The sequence below is a fragment of the Timaviella obliquedivisa GSE-PSE-MK23-08B genome, from assembly GCA_019358855.1.
Taxonomy (GTDB): Bacteria; Cyanobacteriota; Cyanobacteriia; order Elainellales; family Elainellaceae; genus Timaviella; species Timaviella obliquedivisa.
Genome location: JAHHII010000001.1, coordinates 414,010 through 430,517, shown reverse-complemented (window position 1 = coordinate 430,517; position 16,508 = coordinate 414,010). Strand labels below are relative to the sequence as shown.

Annotated in this window: 17 protein-coding genes; 1 reads left to right on the top strand and 16 read right to left on the bottom strand. The window is 49.5% G+C overall.

The window, feature by feature from the left end:
- Positions 1–45: 45 nt before the first annotated feature.
- Complete coding sequence (locus KME11_02055; protein ID MBW4513993.1) at positions 46–1,539, bottom strand: glycosyl hydrolase family 57; 1,494 nt, start codon at positions 1,537–1,539, stop codon at positions 46–48.
- Between the two features lie 135 nt (positions 1,540–1,674).
- Here KME11_02055 and KME11_02050 point away from each other — a divergent pair, with 135 nt between their 5' ends.
- Positions 1,675–2,214, top strand: coding sequence for a photosystem II reaction center PsbP family protein (locus KME11_02050; GenBank protein ID MBW4513992.1), 540 nt, complete (start codon positions 1,675–1,677; stop codon positions 2,212–2,214).
- Positions 2,215–2,578: 364 nt separating this feature from the next.
- On the opposite strand, the gene KME11_02045 is transcribed toward KME11_02050, so the two are convergent.
- The 15 genes from KME11_02045 to rnpA form a co-directional block, all read right to left on the bottom strand.
- The gene (locus KME11_02045; GenBank protein ID MBW4513991.1) at positions 2,579–3,157 is read right to left on the bottom strand and encodes a hypothetical protein; all 579 of its coding nucleotides are present in this window, start codon (positions 3,155–3,157) and stop codon (positions 2,579–2,581) included.
- Between the two features lie 78 nt (positions 3,158–3,235).
- Entirely contained in the window at positions 3,236–3,820 is a 585-nt protein-coding gene (locus KME11_02040) for a hypothetical protein (GenBank protein MBW4513990.1), read from the bottom strand.
- A gap of 113 nt (positions 3,821–3,933) precedes the next feature.
- Positions 3,934–6,228, bottom strand: coding sequence for a ribonucleoside-triphosphate reductase, adenosylcobalamin-dependent (gene nrdJ / locus KME11_02035; GenBank protein ID MBW4513989.1), 2,295 nt, complete (start codon positions 6,226–6,228; stop codon positions 3,934–3,936).
- A 222-nt stretch (positions 6,229–6,450) separates the two neighbouring features.
- Positions 6,451–6,948 (bottom strand): single-stranded DNA-binding protein, encoded by a 498-nt coding sequence (locus KME11_02030; GenBank protein ID MBW4513988.1) that lies wholly within the window; start codon positions 6,946–6,948, stop codon positions 6,451–6,453.
- Between the two features lie 95 nt (positions 6,949–7,043).
- On the bottom strand, positions 7,044–8,846 hold the full coding sequence (locus KME11_02025) for a M61 family metallopeptidase (protein ID MBW4513987.1): 1,803 nt from the start codon (positions 8,844–8,846) through the stop codon (positions 7,044–7,046).
- A gap of 25 nt (positions 8,847–8,871) precedes the next feature.
- Complete coding sequence (locus tag KME11_02020; GenBank protein MBW4513986.1) at positions 8,872–9,558, bottom strand: Crp/Fnr family transcriptional regulator; 687 nt, start codon at positions 9,556–9,558, stop codon at positions 8,872–8,874.
- Positions 9,559–9,675: 117 nt separating this feature from the next.
- Complete coding sequence (locus KME11_02015) at positions 9,676–10,839, bottom strand: cysteine desulfurase (protein ID MBW4513985.1); 1,164 nt, start codon at positions 10,837–10,839, stop codon at positions 9,676–9,678.
- 24 nt (positions 10,840–10,863) lie between these two features.
- A complete protein-coding gene (locus KME11_02010; GenBank protein MBW4513984.1) occupies positions 10,864–11,253 on the bottom strand; it encodes an FHA domain-containing protein in 390 nt (129 codons plus the stop codon).
- 88 nt (positions 11,254–11,341) lie between these two features.
- The gene (locus KME11_02005) at positions 11,342–11,785 is read right to left on the bottom strand and encodes an SH3 domain-containing protein (protein MBW4513983.1); all 444 of its coding nucleotides are present in this window, start codon (positions 11,783–11,785) and stop codon (positions 11,342–11,344) included.
- 30 nt (positions 11,786–11,815) lie between these two features.
- The gene (locus KME11_02000) at positions 11,816–13,330 is read right to left on the bottom strand and encodes an AAA family ATPase (GenBank protein ID MBW4513982.1); all 1,515 of its coding nucleotides are present in this window, start codon (positions 13,328–13,330) and stop codon (positions 11,816–11,818) included.
- Positions 13,331–13,364: 34 nt separating this feature from the next.
- A complete protein-coding gene (locus KME11_01995) occupies positions 13,365–13,865 on the bottom strand; it encodes a DUF177 domain-containing protein (GenBank protein ID MBW4513981.1) in 501 nt (166 codons plus the stop codon).
- A 37-nt stretch (positions 13,866–13,902) separates the two neighbouring features.
- Complete coding sequence (locus tag KME11_01990) at positions 13,903–14,424, bottom strand: RNA-binding protein (GenBank protein ID MBW4513980.1); 522 nt, start codon at positions 14,422–14,424, stop codon at positions 13,903–13,905.
- Positions 14,425–14,427: 3 nt separating this feature from the next.
- The gene (gene yidC / locus KME11_01985) at positions 14,428–15,627 is read right to left on the bottom strand and encodes a membrane protein insertase YidC (GenBank protein MBW4513979.1); all 1,200 of its coding nucleotides are present in this window, start codon (positions 15,625–15,627) and stop codon (positions 14,428–14,430) included.
- A gap of 105 nt (positions 15,628–15,732) precedes the next feature.
- The gene (locus KME11_01980) at positions 15,733–16,125 is read right to left on the bottom strand and encodes a PH domain-containing protein (protein ID MBW4513978.1); all 393 of its coding nucleotides are present in this window, start codon (positions 16,123–16,125) and stop codon (positions 15,733–15,735) included.
- Positions 16,115–16,507 carry a ribonuclease P protein component gene (gene rnpA / locus KME11_01975; protein MBW4513977.1) on the bottom strand — a complete coding sequence of 131 codons (393 nt, stop codon included), beginning with the start codon at positions 16,505–16,507 and terminating at the stop codon, positions 16,115–16,117. The genes KME11_01980 and rnpA overlap by 11 nt, the downstream gene beginning before the upstream one ends.
- Position 16,508: the final 1 nt, after the last annotated feature.

The following is a 16,508-nucleotide window of genomic DNA, read 5'->3' as shown; positions in this document are numbered from 1 at the left end:
TCCTGTCAAAGATCGTCTCCCAATCCTACCCAGGCGTTGCCCTGATCAAAACTCCTGCTCAATGATCGATTTTCCCTGCTCATAAATTGTCTGGGCATAATCTGTCCAAGCGCCTTGTCCCCAATAGCGAAAGCAACTAGTTTGTAACAATAGATTGTGTAGTAGGGCTTTACGATAGCGGGTTTGTTGGGTTAGCTCAGGATTTTGCGTCACTAACGGAGTGACTTTCTGGTGAAACAACGTACTGAGGTGGCTCATGGGGGTCAGGACGTTCTCGTAGCCTTTGACCCAGCTTAGATCATTAGTCCAAGAGGCTCCATCCATGTGAAAGTTAGGGTTTTCGTGCTGGAGGGCTTGAATGGCTGACTGGACGGCTTCGGGGGTCGCGTGGTTAGGGTCAACCCGTTGCCAGATCAGGTGTTGGGCGATCGCCTGGCATTCAGGATAATCTTCATCCTCACATCCTGCCGTTTCCATGAGTTCCAAATACTCGCTGCCCGTCATTCCGGCAACGCTACTATCTTGTGCGACCTCGTGCCAGGTGCGTTTAAAGGCACTCGGGAATTCGTTCATCATCACGCCGCCATTTTCGCCATCGCCAATTTGGGTCACCAAAGGCGGTACCGAAATGCCTTTAATGTCCTGCCGAGATAGGGTTTTCGCCTCGTAATAAGGCTGCATTTGCCCAACCAGCTTAGTATCTGAACCTTGAGTTTTAATAATGGCGGTGATGCTGACGGTTTCGCCTACCGAGTTACGGGCAACCAGACGATGGGGCAAATGTCTCGATGCTAAAGAATGTCCATATAAAGTTTCAACCGAATGCTCTTGCACCATCACCCAGCGATAACCACAGTCTTTGAGAGCTTTGACAAATTCGTAGAGCGTGTCTGGGTGGTTGGGTAAATGCATTTCGGGAGGCGAGAAGCCCCTGACCCGTACGAGCGCTTCCCAGCCAAAGATGGCGGCAAAGTGGTGCTGCCATGCCTGAATCTGAAGCTTCAGGTCGGGGATGGGAGTAGAAGGTGCAACTGCGTGACTCCAGGTGGTTCCCAGCCATTCTACATAGGGTTGATAGGTCGGGTCGCAGGTGATGCGCTTGAGGCGATCGAGAGCATCGAGTTTCATTTGTCCTAGTCCCCAAAGCAGATTTCCTGAATAGTCAAGCATGACTTTGGGGCGACAGCCTTGATTGATCAATTCAGGAATAAACTCTGCCATGCGGGTATAGCACCACAGGAACGTTCCGGCGTTGTGATTATCGCCTTCGTAGGGATGCTCGAACATGCGCTGAAGGTTGCTGATGAGAGCACCGTGAATGCCAGCCGGAATAGTGGGTTGGTGCATGTGAAGGGCGATCGCAAATCCTGCTGAAATTTGCTCAAACTGCACGTTCGTTTTGGGCAACCAGTGCGCCTGATTAACCTGGCTGACCTTTTGTACCGCAGATTCGCATCCTGAGAAGTTAGGTAACCCGTCGATTTGGTCGTTTAAGTTGGGCAGAGTGGCAAAGCGAGAAGGCTGGAGAGAGGCAGACATGGCAATTCAACCAGTAGGGGGCGCTTCTTCTTATTCTGACCGATCGCCGGGAGGTTAAATGCTACGAATTACCTGAGTAGGCGGTGCCAACACGGTAAGATTTATAACGGACTGGATTATAAGGAAATTTAGGAAATGCTGAAGCGAATTGCGGCGGTGCTGCTGATTGTGCTGAGTTTAAGTTTGCAGAGTTGTGCTTCGGCGACCACTAGTTTAATGAGCTATTCAGATAATTATGACGGGTACGAGTTTCTTTACCCCAGCGGTTGGATGACTGTAAAAGTTGAGGGCGGCCCTGATGTCGTGCTGCATGACATTATTGAGGAAACTGAGAACGTTAGCGTCATTATTAATCCAGTGCCTGAAGGCAAGACGCTGAAGGATTTGGGTACGCCGAGCGAGGTCGGATATCGGTTGTCGAAGAATGCGATCGCTCCTCCCGGTTCGGGTCGCACGGCTGAGTTAGTGAACGCGATCGCTCATGAAGTTGACAACGAGACTTACTATATTTTGGAATATGCCGTCAAGCTGCCCGATCAGCTTCGTCACAACCTGGCCAGCGTCGTTGTTCGCCGGGGTCAACTGTTCACATTCAACCTTTCTACCAGCGAAAAAAGATGGGAAAAGGTTCCTGATTTATTCAAAAGAGTTGTAGATTCTTTCTCGGTTTACTAGAGGGCGATCGCATTGTCAGGGGCTACAGCATAAAGATACGGTAGCCCCTGGCGCGCTGGACTATCGTACCAAGACGCTCATGTACTTGCCGCTGGCAAATGGTGCCGGGATGGTGGGCGTGAAACTGACGCGTGCTGCTTCACAGGTACCGAGGTTCCATCCATCATTGACATTCAGGGAGAGGTTAACCCTATTTTAGTAGCGTATTAAGCGCCCAAACCAGGTTGCGATCGCCCTTCACCCATCTTAAGAAACTTGTCTAAAACGATGAGTTAACTGAGTTGGAAGGCGGCACCAATAATAAAAATAGCTTAAGCAGGGCATTTAGCTTTAGGCGAGGAAGAGGGGGGAGCGTCAGGCATAGTCATATCTGATCATTTATAGAACCAAGCAGCCCTACGCAAAGGTCTGCCATTTCAACAATAAATTCACCGACTTCAAACAAGAAGTCATAGTACTCAAATCGATACAAGCCATTTAACTGATGGGTCGAAGATAGTTTCTGGTGAAGGGCTTGCTTTTTTGGATCAAGATGTGACAAGTCACCAAAAGTTCTAGCCTTAAAGAGGTCAAGTAGCGATAGGTCAGGAATTTCTGGAACATGAGTAATCATTCTTCCAGTCAAGGCTTTAGCTTCTAAAAACTCTTGGAAAGATTTGTATGCTGTGTTCCATTCATTAAGAAAAACACTCTGCTCTTTTGCAAGCTCATGAACGTATTTATTCACGCTATGAATACAGACGCGATCGTTCTTCTGAACAAATTTGCGAAAGTGCAGAAGATAAGATTCAAGCTGTTCTACTGTAGGCGTGTTTTCAGGAAAAGAGTCATCTGAAAAACCGAGTTCCTCATCATGCTTAAAATGCTGATAGAACGATTTAGCCGAAAGCCTCTTGGCTTCGGTGATGAATAATTGCACTTCTTCAGTAGCAGACTGACTCATTAAAGATCACAATGATGAATAGCCCTGCCTTCATAGCCTGGAGACTGAAAATGAGAGAAAGGCTAGGGTTGGGAACAATCAGTTATTTGACTTGCTATCGTCAAAGCCTTCAGAAGTTTTTGAAGGCTTTGATTCATTAGTAGTATCGTTAGAGTCTTTTTTCGGAGGCTGAGGGCGTAGTTTATTAACACCATTCCAGCTATCAGTTTGGATGCTAAAGTTTTTAGGCTGTTCTTGGCTCACAATTGCTCCTTTTTCGCTTAAATTAATTACTGCCGAATGTATCCCAATTGTAACTGTCAGCATCATGCCTATAACAAAGCTAATTCCAGCAACTGTGTCTAGAACTGCTAAAAATTGGCTTTCTTCAGCTTCTGAACTATTTAACAGCTTTTCGATGTGCTCGGAGTTCTCGTGCAGAATATAAATGACTGATATTACTGTGGTCAAATAGGCAAAGAGTGCAAACCCAAAAAGCACTATCTGTGAGAAGTTTGAAACACCCAACGTTCTTAACAAAGTAACCAACAACCCAATAGCTGTGACTGATAGTCCTAATAATTGCTTATCAAGCTCAAGTCTTGTGTTTAGCCATGCGCTTAACATGGCGCTGTAAAACAACCTTTCCTTGGCTTCACAATCGTTCTTGTCTAAATTCTCCATAGCTTTGTTAGAAACTGCAATCAGACGTGCAACTCTTCGATTTAGAATAGTGATTCAGAAGCACGATCGCCCCCCACCACAGCAGAGAGCGATCGCAAACATCAACTCAATTTTTACCCCTTCTTCTCCGGCATCATGCACTTATCGCTATCACAGCCAGCCGGACCCGCCTCAATCAACTCGCCAGAGTCATACCGACTCAACGCCTGATGGAAATCCACCAATTTGCGGCGCGCCTTCACCTCTTCGGTTAGCTGTTCGTACATCTCCTTAGAAATTGGCTCAAAGGGCAGACGAGGAAACGTTTGCAGGTCATCAAACCGAGCCAGAAGAGCCGCAGAAATATAGCCTTCATCATTCTGAATTGCGTCATAAATTCGCTGCCCCATGCCCTCAATTTCGTTCTCTCGCAGCTCCACCGTTGCCGAAGTATTGTGAGCCGTGTAGAACTTTTGGACTTGCATATAAAAGTCCATTTGCGCCAGCGCCGTGAATTTAGAAATGTCGATCGCATCTGCACCTGGCAAGTTTGCCCAAGGCACCTCCACCGGAATTTCCACCAGCCACTCTGTGCAACGCGGGTCAAAGGCATCATCTAATAATCTGCCGTTTTCGTCTTTGTCCGACTGAGAAGGCGTAATTTTGTAGCCATAGTCCAGGCAAGCCAGCGCCACCGGATCGTTCTTGCGGAATGTAATGCGGCGAAGGAAGCGCTGTGCCTTGGGCGGATGCCAGCCAGGACTAGCGCCAGTTAACAGTGATTTTGTGCCTGCGGGTTGAACTGTGGTGCAACGGTTAGGACGCTTGAGATTGTGGCGCTCGCAATAATCCCACACTACCCGATGCACGACTTCCTTCCAATGGCTCAAATACTTTTGCTCCTGTTGCTTGAAGCTAAGTCCGGCGATCGTGTCAGGGCGACCCTGCTCCCACCAGCGCAGCCACTCCGAGCCAAACGCATTGACAAAGAAATCAAACAATCCTGTAAACGACACGCCCACAATCGGGTCAAACTCCCGCGATTGACGATAGCGGGATTCAACAAACTGATGATTGAGTAGACCCGTGACTGACAGCGCAGCGGCGCTGAACGCATCCTCTTGATCTTGAATATTTTTAGGATCGAGTTGGTTGAGATGAACTTCTGACAAGTTGCAGTGGAAGTTTTCGCCCAAAATTTCGCCGCAGGGGTTCAGCCCGTAGCGCCCTAACCGATGCTCAATTTCTACGGGTGCAATGTGGCGCTCGCTTAACCACTGAGCCGCCGTTCCGTTTTCGTATGCCTGCAAAAATTCTTTGCGGGTTGCGGGAGTATCGAGTAAATCAGCATTGGCACGGGCGATCGCCTCACCTGCCCACTGAATCGCCCCTTCTCCCGAATAGAACTGCTTCCGTACCGCTTCCACACACTCACTGAGCGTCGGCTTGTGATGAAACACCCGCGTATGGTTCGCCATTCGCAGGGCATCCCGTTCTGGGTCGATGCTCCAATTCCCTTCTGCATCTTGCTGCCACAGGTTTTCCTTTGCCATCGCAAATGCCACATCATCGCTGCCGCTTTGACGCATTCCTGCCGATCGCCGGATATTACCCGCGACAATGGTTACGGCGGCTTCATCGATCAGCAAGCAGCATTCTACCGTGGTCAACTGCCGCCCATTCGCCTTGTTCAAAATCGCCGCACAGCGCTCATACAGTGCGGGTAAACGGACAGGGTTCGCCACGCCGCCAAAGCCTTTCAGGGTTTCGCCAGCCGGACGAACATCGCTCAAGTCGATCGCCACCTGAATATCGCCCGTGAAGCGATCGTCGGTCGAAAGTTCTAGCAATGTTTGATACGACTTGACCCAGCCCCGGCGACTATCACCGACATGAAGCGTGACCTGGTTGCCATCGATCTTTACCTCAGTGCTGTCTCGGCGCTGTTCCGCAGAAGTAGTGCCAATTTCACCCTGGAGTCTGACAACCAGACGGTTGCGAATTGCAGGCAATTGGTTGGTGTACTTAGGTTCCAAAACTGCTCCGGTGCCACAGCCCATCATAGCTAAGTCCATCATTAGCCCAAACGCCTGCCAGTCCACTGCATTCGTGCTGGTGCAGTTGTACGCGCCTGAAAAGTTTTCGGGATTCTCAATCCAGCTTGTGCCACCGACCCACAGCCAGCGTCCCGACGGCAGACTTTTGAGTTGGCGCTGCATTCGATTGATTAACGCTGCCTCGTCGGAGGTTAACTTACCCAACTTAACGATGCCGCTGAGGGTGCGATCGCACACTTCTCCCCAAGTTTCGCGCAGATTCCCGACCTTCTTGTCTCGACGACTATAAGTTCTAAAAAAAACTGGGTTAGCGGCAGGAGCCGACTCCGGAAATTGATCGAGATGACGGGTGCGTTCGATATTTTGAACCATAAGTAATTCACGCTGTTGAGAAGGAACCGAGAACTGACCTTTGAGGAAACACTTCTGACAGGAAAACCCTACATATAGCGTCTACCTACTGAAGTGAAGGCTACTCCTGACATATTAGCGGAATTTCTAAAAATAGAAAGAGGGCAAGTTCTTCATTAAACTTAGCCCTCCTTGAATTTATTGATATTGCAAATTTGTTGATATTGCTGAGTGAGTTTGCTGCTAAAACGGAATCTCGTCCTCAAATGACTCTACGGGGGGAGCCGCTTTGGCTGCCGCAGCTGGCACTCTAGCCGGAGCCGCCTTGGCGGCGATCGGGGGGCTAGAGGGCTGACTCGTTGGAGCCGAAGCCACTGGAGTTGGCTCTACTGCCCTAGTTACCCCAATCGCTTCTGTAGTGGTCGTCATCGTTGTTCCCGCATCTAACAAATGAATTTTTTGGGCTGTCAATTCTGCCCGCTTTTCCTTAAATCCTTCTTGGCGCTCAACCGTATTCATGCCTAAACGACCCTCAATAATGACGCGATCGCCCTGGTGGTAACGCTCCTGAATTTCTTGCGCTAGGTTTCCCCAGCCCACGACCTTCATCGTCGCCATTGGCTCATCATCTCGCAAACCCGCAAACTGTACTACCATTTCTGCCACAGCTGTCTGATTATCAGACGTATAGCGAAGCTGGGGATCTTGGGTAATTTCCGCCATCAAGATGCAGCTATTCATAGGTCAGCTTTCCCCCCAAATGTACTAATCAATTAAAAGCAGTACTCCAACTCTAGACCATAGACGAAAAAGTGACACAAAATCAGCCGCGTTTCCTATTTTTCATTCCCATTAGCAGTAGAAACTCCTATCCATCCTTGCAGATTCGCTTGCTGCTGAGATGTCGGCGCAGGAACCGCTACCAGTTGATAGATGGAGGGGCGTGGCTCCGCTAACGTAACGGTGTAGTTTTTGAGTTCGTCTTGATGAAAGCAGGTGAGACTAATTTGAGCCTTAGGCGAGTAGTCTTTGAGGCGATCGCCCAATTGCTCTGCCTTAACCCGCAAGCCATCGATCGCCAACAGTTCGTCATCTGGATCAATTCCTGCCGCTGCTGCTGGAGAACCCATTTCCACAAACTTAATCATCTCTCGCCCATTTTCCGACTTCGCTGTCAGCCCTAAATAAGGAGGCTTACTCGCCGTTTCTTCCGGCTGTAGCCTCAAGCCAAAGGGTTCCAGATATTCATCAAAGGGTAATTCTTCAGTACTGTGCAGGAAACGCTGGAAAAAGTTAGTTAAGTCAACCTCTGCCACTGAGGTAATAACAGCTTCGAGATGTTCTGGAGTAAAGCCCGTTTCAGAAACCCCGAACTGCTGCCACATTTGGCGCATCACATTATCAAGCGATCGCCTGTTGCTATGGCGCGATCGAATCAGTAAATCTAGGAGCAGCGACACCATTTCGCCCTTTAGGTAATAGGACATTTGGTTATTGTCACTATTGGCATCTCGGCGATATAGCTTAATCCAAGCATCAAAACTCGACTCGCTCAACGACTGAACTTGTCGCCCTGGAGTCGTCAAAAATCGAGTGATTTCCTTGCTCAAGTTTTGCAGAAATCCTTTTGCGTCATAAATTCCTGCTCGTAGCGGAATCATTAAATCGTAGTAGCTCGTTGTTCCTTCGCTAAACCAGAGAGAAGGCGTGTAGTTTTCCCCCTCATAGTCAAATACTTGCAGCCCCTTAGGACGAATCCGCTTGACGTTCCATAGATGAAAGAACTCGTGTGCCACCAACTGCATGAACCGCTGATAGCGATCTTCCGTCCGAAAGCCTAAGCGCGGATAGTTCAGAGTACAGGCATTTTTATGTTCTAACCCGCCATAGCTCTGAGCCGACAGGTGCAGCAAAAATAAATAGGAATCGTAGGGCAACCCGCCAAATAAATCTGCCTCGACCTCGATCACTTTTTGGGTATCAGCAATCAGGCGATCGGGTTCTACATTTCCTTGCCCCCAGACTGCCAGTTGATGGGGCTTACCCCGCACCTCAAAGTCATACCGCTGATGCAGCCCAATCTCGAACGGGCTATCCACCAGGGTGTCGAAATCATTTGCCAGATACGTATAGGCTTGTCCCGTTACCCTAGGCAATGGCGTTGCTACTTGCCAGTCAGAATGGGGCGGAACTACGGTGATTTGGATAGGATTATTCTCAAATCCAGGCAGATAGAAAAACAGAGCCGCCCCGTTAAAATAGCCGTGGGTTGCGTCCAAGTGATTGGTGCGAACTGTTAAATCATTGGCAAAAACCCGATAATGCATCGTAATCTCGGACAGGTCAGCCGTTTCAATTTGCCAATGGTTTTTCGCAATCTTCTGCCAAGCCTGTCCGTTCACTGCAAAATCTTGGACGTGCCGTGCGTATTCACGAATCAGGTAGGAGCCTGGAGTCCAAACAGGCATTTTCAAGTCTAAAAACGGCGATCTCTCCGACTTACCCGCAAGGGGTCGCCATCCCTTCACTTGCAAGGTCACCTCAAACAGGTGAGACTGCGGCTGCGGCATGGCGACTTGATAAAGAATTTCGAGTTGGGTGCGGGGCTGAGACAGGGCGCGAACTTGGGTAGCTGTCATGGCAAGGCTTGAGATTTTTTCAGTTTTAAGTTCTCCCAACCAGGAGATGAGCCAATTGTTGCATATTCGACAGATATAGCACTTGATTCCTGGGGTCGGGTTTAATCCATCCTTTACTCTGAAGCTTCTCCATAATCTTCGTCACTTCCTCCAAACTTACATCACTCACCTCTGCTAGATCTCCAAGCGGAATGTTAAAAATTTCAGTGCCCTGTTCTGATGCAGTGCCATAGCTATCTCCCAAAGACACAAGCGTATTGATTAACTTGATGGCTGGCGGCTGATGGCGCAACTGAAACCGAAAGTTAGTTTGACGCAAGCGGCGTACCAAAAGCTGCAACATTCGGTGGTGTAGCTGAGAGTCTTTAAACAAAGCTTGAATGAAACGCTGGGCAGAGATGCTGAGCAGTTTAACTGAAGACAACGCCACCACGTCTGTAGAGCGAGGCGACTCATCTAAAACTGCCATTTCGCCAAAAAAATCCCCTCGCCCCAAAATCGCTAAGGTAGCCACATTCTCACCGACGTGCCGACGAACTTTCACCCAGCCCGACTCTACAAAGTAAACCGCGTTACCCCAAGCGTCTTCCATTAAAACAGCCCTATCGGTGGGATATTCATGTTCAACAGCGATCGACATCAGCCACTCAAGGGTTTCAGGGCTGGCAGCATTGAAGAGAGGAAATAACTCATTAAAGACAGCAGTCTGCATGAAATACGCTCAAGGTAAAAATAGGCGGGGGTTGCGGTCATGCCTATGATACCCAGCCCTCTAAACGGATCTCCCATTCAATACTAAGGGTTGGGGATCGATTCAGATCAGGAGAAACTAGGGGCGGAGCGAGAGGGCAGGTTTTAAGCTCAAGCGCTCTAGAACTTGCCGGATCACCATTGCCGTCCACTCGACATCAGCAGCAGTGGTATGCCGCCCTAAGGTCAGCCGAATTCCAGACTTTGCCGCCCGATCGCCATATCCCATCGCCAGGAGTACGGGACTAGGAATCAATTTACCGCTGTTGCAAGCAGAGCCAGAGCTAATTGCAATTCCTGCAAAGTTGAGGTGTCGCACCAGGGTTTTGCCGCTAATGGTTTCAGCGTGAGGCAGATAGAAGCTGACATGATGGGGCAACCGATGCAGGCGATCGCCCGTCACTTCCAAGTCTGGAACATCTGCCAATAAATCGAAGAGGCGATCGCGGAGGTGCATCAACCGAGGGACTTCAACACTCATCTCTTGAGCAGCTAACTCGGCAGCAATCCCTAAAGCGGCGATCGAGGGAACCGCCTGAGTTCCAGAGCGCAAATTGAATTCTTGCCCACCCCCACCCCAAAGCGGCAAAACTTCTACCCCCGGACGAATATAAAGCGCCCCCGAACCCTGTACTCCATAAAACTTGTGGCTAGAAAGCGACAGCAAATCCACTGGCAACTGTTGCAAGTTAATCGGCAGCCGCCCCGCCACTTGCACAGCATCCGTATGGAACAACGCTCCATGTGCCCGCGCCATCTGTCCCAGCGCCTCAATGGGTTGCAGCGTCCCCACTTCACTCTGTCCATAAATCACTGAAACTAGCACCGTATTAGGTTGAAGTGCCGCCTGTAAATCTACTGGATCGACCCGTCCTTGGGCGCTAACTGGCAACCGACTCACCTGCCAGCCTTGCTGCTCTAAGAGGCGAGCGGGTTCTGAGATTGCTGAATGTTCAACGCTAGAGATTACCAGATGCTGAGGGATTGTATGCCGCCGAGCAATCCCCAGAATGGCAAGATTATTTGCCTCAGTTCCCCCCGATGTGAACACGATCGCCTCTGGCTTCACACTGAGCAAGCCCGCTACCTGCGCCCGAGCTTGTTCAATAATCTCTGCTGTCTGCTGCCCCCACTGATGCAGGCTAGAAGGATTACCCCATTGTTCGGTCATGACCTGCTGCACTAGGGCGATCGCTTCTGAGCGCGGAGGAGTTGTAGCGCTATGGTCGAGATAAATTTGCATGGGGCAATAGAAGAGGGCAAAGAATTAGTCTGAAGTTTCGCATGAGGTGCAGGGCGGCTCATCAGAGGCTTTGGGCGGGACAACAGTGGTAGGCAAGGAAAACTCGCTTTGGGCAACTCCAAGATTGACCTGAATGTTGGGACCTGAGCGAGCAAGGCGAATGACTGCGCCATCAGCGATCGCCACTTTGTTCACCCGCTTGCCGTCTACATAAGTCCCGTTTGTCCCACTGTTAACCACTTCCCATGTCGAACCGCTCTGTCTTAGTTCTACATGATATCGAGAAACAACAGCACTATAAAGCACAACCTGGTTATCGCTAGAACGACCGATGCGCACGATCGGCTCGCTAGGGAAAGACCAAACCTGTACAGGGGTGTGCTTAACCGGATGGAGGAGAGACAGTGTAATCACGCGGAAATTCTTTGGAGAAAGAGCTTGGCAGCCTATAGCAAGATCGCCACCTTAATTTCTATGTTGCCCTACAAAGAGGAACAAGGACTCAATTTAGCTGCTCTGTGTTGCCACCCTTTACCCAACCTTCGGTGCCGTTGCCAGTTTTAATCCTCTGCCATTCGCCATCAGAGGAAGTTTCTAAAACGGTTACCTCTTCATCCAAGGCGACTCCATCAACCTGCCCAGAATCAGCGCTTGGCGCTTCGCGAACTAGTAACCCAATAGGCTGAGTCACTTTAGCCGCATAGCCTGCGGCGGCAGGCGGTGTTGCCGCCGCAGGCTCAGGAGCTTTGGCAGCGTCATCAGCGGCAGGCTTCGGGGCATTTGGGGTAGCGCTACTTTTAGGCTGAATATCGTTTGGAAAGGTAGGGCGGGCAGGCAAACTAGAAAGACGACCAATGACAAAGTTAGTGAAGACGACTCCTGCCCCAAAGAGGATGGCAACCGCCAATGTAAACCCCAAGAGAAACTTACTAAGTCCAACTAGCATGGTTCAAATCCCCTTAACTTGCGTCAATCTTTAGAGCAAGGGCTGTTGTACACGTCCTAGCCCTCCTTGCCGAGAAGCCAGCCTTACTCTGCCATCGCTTGCCCAATTTTGCAAGAGTTGAATTTGATCTTGGGCGGTGCGGGCTAAGGGAATGAGTTGACTGGCTGCCTCCAACACATCCTCAGTGGTAAAGTCGCGGTTCTGGCTAAAGCCAATGTGCATCGCCTCAATTAAAATTTGCTCAATCTCTGCGCCTGAGAAATCTGGAGTTTCGTAAGCCAAGCGATCGCCATCATAACTCTTGAGATTATGAGGACGGAGCCGCGCTAAGTGGACTGCAAAAATGGCTTTACGCTCCTCTTGGTTCGGCAATCCTACAAAGAAGATTTCATCAAACCGTCCTCGACGCAGCATTTCAGGAGGAAGAGCTTGAATATTATTGGCAGTTGCCACCACAAAGACAGGCGAAGCTTTCTCAGCCAGCCAAGTCACTACCGTACCAAATACCCGGCTAGAGGTGCCTGAGTCGCCCCGACCTTCTAGCCCTGAAAAAGCTTTGTCGATTTCATCAATCCATAGAATGCAAGGAGCGAGGGCTTCAGCTAACTGAATCATTTGGCGTGTCCGAGATTCCGATTCTCCGACTAATCCAGCAAAGAGCCGTCCCACATCTAGCCGCAGCAGCGGCAAATGCCAGTGATGGGCGATCGCTTTTGCCGTTAACGATTTACCAGTGCCTTGAATGCCAACTAACAGCAATCCGCGCGGATGGGGCAGCCCGTACTGCCGTGCCTTTTCTGAGAAAGCTCCGCCCCGACGCAACAGCCAGTCCTTCAAGTTATCCAGCCCCCCAATATCAGAGATCTGCTGAGTCGCAGGGTAGAAATCTAGAATCTGGGTCTGACGAATGGTCTGGCGCTTTTCTTCGAGAATGAGCTCCACGTCATCGGCTTGTAGGGAACCGTGGGTAGCGATCGCTTTTGCCAGCACTCGCCGAATCCGCTCCATCGATAGCCCCTGGCAAGAGCGTACCCATTCATCTAGTACCCGTGGCTCTAGAGGCGCTTGCCCAGTTCCAGCAATCAATCGCTCTAGCTCAATTTTAATCTCGGCAATTCCTGGCAAAGGAAACTCTAGAACCGTCATCACCTCACTCAAATCATCGGGAATCGTCACTTGGGGCGACACGATCACGATGGTCTTGGGCTGAGATTTTAGCAAGCGGGCAAGGTTGCGCAGCTTACGGGCAATGGCAACATCTTCTAAAAAACGATGAAAGTCGCGCAGAACAAAGATCCCAGGCACAGAGGCGGGTAGTTTTTGAACGAATTCGAGCGCCTGTAATGGATTGCGCTTGCCAAATCCAGCATCATTGGGATTGCCCTGGTAGCCATCAACAAAGTCCCAGATATATACCCCTCGATCGCCCTGCTGTTTGGCAGAGTAAGCGATCGCGGCTTCCACACGCTCCTCTTCTCGTGTCGGCAGATAGATCAACGCATGGCGGGCGCGAAGGAGGAGTTCAAATTCTTCATTGAAACTCATGATAAGGGAAACATTTGGGTTGATACATTTATTATCAACTCAGTTGGTTCTTAAAAGATTCTAAAGAAGCCCAGCGTCGATCAATCGGGGCAGACTCAGGAGGATTTTCGATAGGAATGCCAGGACATTGGCGATCGCACAATTGCCGCTGCGGGATGCTGAGGCAAAACTGCTCATATAGCCACTCATCGGGGCGAAAGTGACCTTGAGGAGGAAGGGAATCCACCAGATCATCTAGGGCAACTTCTCGTTCCACCATCGGATCGACTTCTTCTTCGACGACTTCCTGTAACCAAATAATTTCAGAAGTGTTGACAATGACGCGATGATTGTATTGCTGAAGACAGCGATCGCAAGTCAACGTCATGATTGCTTCTGCTTGGGCACTGACCTCCAAAAAGCTGCCTCGGTGGACAATCTGAACCGAGCCTTGCGCTGGAGTCAGGGTTTCTAAATCTTGCAGACGATCCTGGACTGGAACTTTCCAGGTCTGGCCAGGTGCTCTAGCAATGTGGGGGATATAAATGGGTTCCATCATGTTTAGCGCCGCTCAGCGCGAAGACAAAACGAGATCAGGCAAATTTGGACGGATCAACCGCAGGAGGCTGAGCAAGACGAACCACTAAACGGCGATCGGGTTCGCGCCCTCGGCTGTAGGTTTCCAAGTCATCAAAAGATTTTAGGTACGTATGGACTAGGCGTCGCTCTGCCGAAGACAGTGCCGACATTTCATATTCTTCTTGGGTTTCCAGAACTTTTTGTGCCGCCAGATCTGATAGTTCTTTCAGTTCTAACTGTCGTCGTGCCCGATAACCACTCAACTCAAGGGTAAACGCCAGCTGCTCACCCTCACCTCGCCCCATGTTCAGGATTGTGTTAGCTAAATATTGCAAAGCATCCAACGCAGCACCCTGAACGCCAATCAGAGCTTGCACTTGTTCAGAGATTAGAGTGTGGTCAGCATCTAGTGTTAACCAACAGCTTTCCTCAATCTCAACCTTGTTTAAATCGGCTTGAACCTGGGTTGGTAATCCGGAAAGCTTTAATAAATCTACTAACCACTTCTGCCCATCCTGAACCTGCTGCTCATCCATACTTCAACCCTTTTTATTATTCTTTTTTGAAACCTTGTCTGTTCCGCCAGATTCTTTTTTAGGAGCTTCCTCTTTCTTTACTGCTTTAGGTTCAAAGGGTAAGGACTGCCGCTCTTCTCCGATCGCCTTTTTCTTTTCATCAGCGTCTACAATCTTCTGAAGATTCTCTGGCAATGGTTCCTTTGACAAAATGAAGGTTTGGAGCGTTTGAAACATGTTGGCAATCACCATGTACATCAACACTCCTGCCGGCAAAGGGAAAAACAGAAACATGCCCGAAAAGATCACTGGCGTAAATTTATTAACCGCAGACTGCTGAGGGTTATCGGTTGCGCCTTGTCCTGAAATCAGCTGGCTGACATAAAGGCTAATGCCAAAGAATACAACCATCCCCAAGATGTCCCAGTTGATAGCGCCATCTTCGCCAAAGGCTCCAACCCGTCCGAGAGCAGTGATAAAGAGAAAGCCTTTGTTTGAGGCAATTCCTGGAACGCTTCCTTGCAAGGTCACGTCACCAGGAGCCAATGCCTCAAGATTGCCCTTTTCATCGAACCTGACGAGGTTGTCGCCCTTAGTAATCTTCCAAGTGGGTTTAATCTCGCTGTCGGGGTACTCGGCTAACACATCAGTTAAGGGCTTGCCTGCCACAGTTTGAAACTCAATGCTGGTTTTCTCACCAACCGTGAGGCGATCGCCTCCTGGAATTAGCGCTGAAACTGGAATATGGGTTCCATCAGCCACATAGATATTTTGAGGTTTAGACGTATAAGCCTGAGGCTGAATCTGTTCAATCTGCTCCTTAGGCAACACTTGAAGGTTGATATTGTAGGGCACATCAGAAAACGGTGAACCCCGCAGCGTTGCGAAAAGTGCGAACAAGATGGGCATCTGCAAGACAACCGGGAAGCAGCCTGCCAAGGGGTTACCAAACTCCTTATAAACCTTGCTCATTTCCTCTTGTTGCTTGGCCGGATCATCTTTATGACGCTCCTGCACCTCTTTGACCCGCTTTTGCATAGCAGGTTGAGCGACTTTCATGCGCCGCATGTTACGAATAGAGCCTGCGCTTAAAGGATAGAGCGCAAACCGAATCACTAAGGTCAGCGCAACAATGGCAAGACCATAGCTGGGAATGATGCCGTAGAAAAAATCTAGGATCGGCAGCATTACGTTATTTGAGAGAAACCCAACACCGAAGTCCATGCTCTGTGTCTACCTGCGTCTGAGTGTGTGATCCGGTCTAAATAATAGCTATATGGGTATCAATCTGCCAGTCAAGGAGCTTACCCAGACCCGTACAGGATTTCCCTACTTGCCAATAGGGCCGCTAGCCCCCTGGGCTTTAGCTGACAGTTTATTGTTAATGAAATCGTACATTTCCCTGAACTTGGGCATCGCTCTAAGTTCTAGGCGGCTACCATCCTTTAGGGTAATGACCATATCTCCCCAAGCGCCTAAGCCCCGAGGAACAGTCACAACTTTAGTGATTTCCGAGTAAATGATATCGGAGCGATCGCGCCCCATCCATCCACCAATCACTGTAATGCGGCGATCGGTAATGCGGTAACGCAACCAGATCGCTCGAACGATCGCCCCCACCGTTAAAGGCAAGCAAATAACAGTAAATCCTAAAAGAATATTAGTAATTAAGTCGCCCACATGGGGCGCACCCTCAAAATAAACTTCTTCCTTAATGCTCATTAATAATAACCTCAGCGCTGACAAGTAACTGCTTTAATTCTTGCAGAAATTGCTCATAACTGCATTGAGTAGCACTTGGCTTCACCACAATTACAATTTGCCAGCCTAAAGCCAAATGGGGCAAAAGCTCTTGCATTGCCGAACGAATGCGCCGCTTAATTCGATTCCGAACAACAGCCCGCTTGCTAACCTTAAGCCCGATCGAAATTCCGATACAAGTTTGAACAGGCTCTCTTAGGGGAGCAAAATCGCCCTCTGAGGTAAGTTTAGGTTGACGCAACGCTCTGAGAGTTAAGTTCGGCGTATGCCGACACAAACCTGCCCGATAGACCTTAGTAAAGTCTTGCCGTCGTTTTAATCGATGACCCTTAGGCAGCGCCACG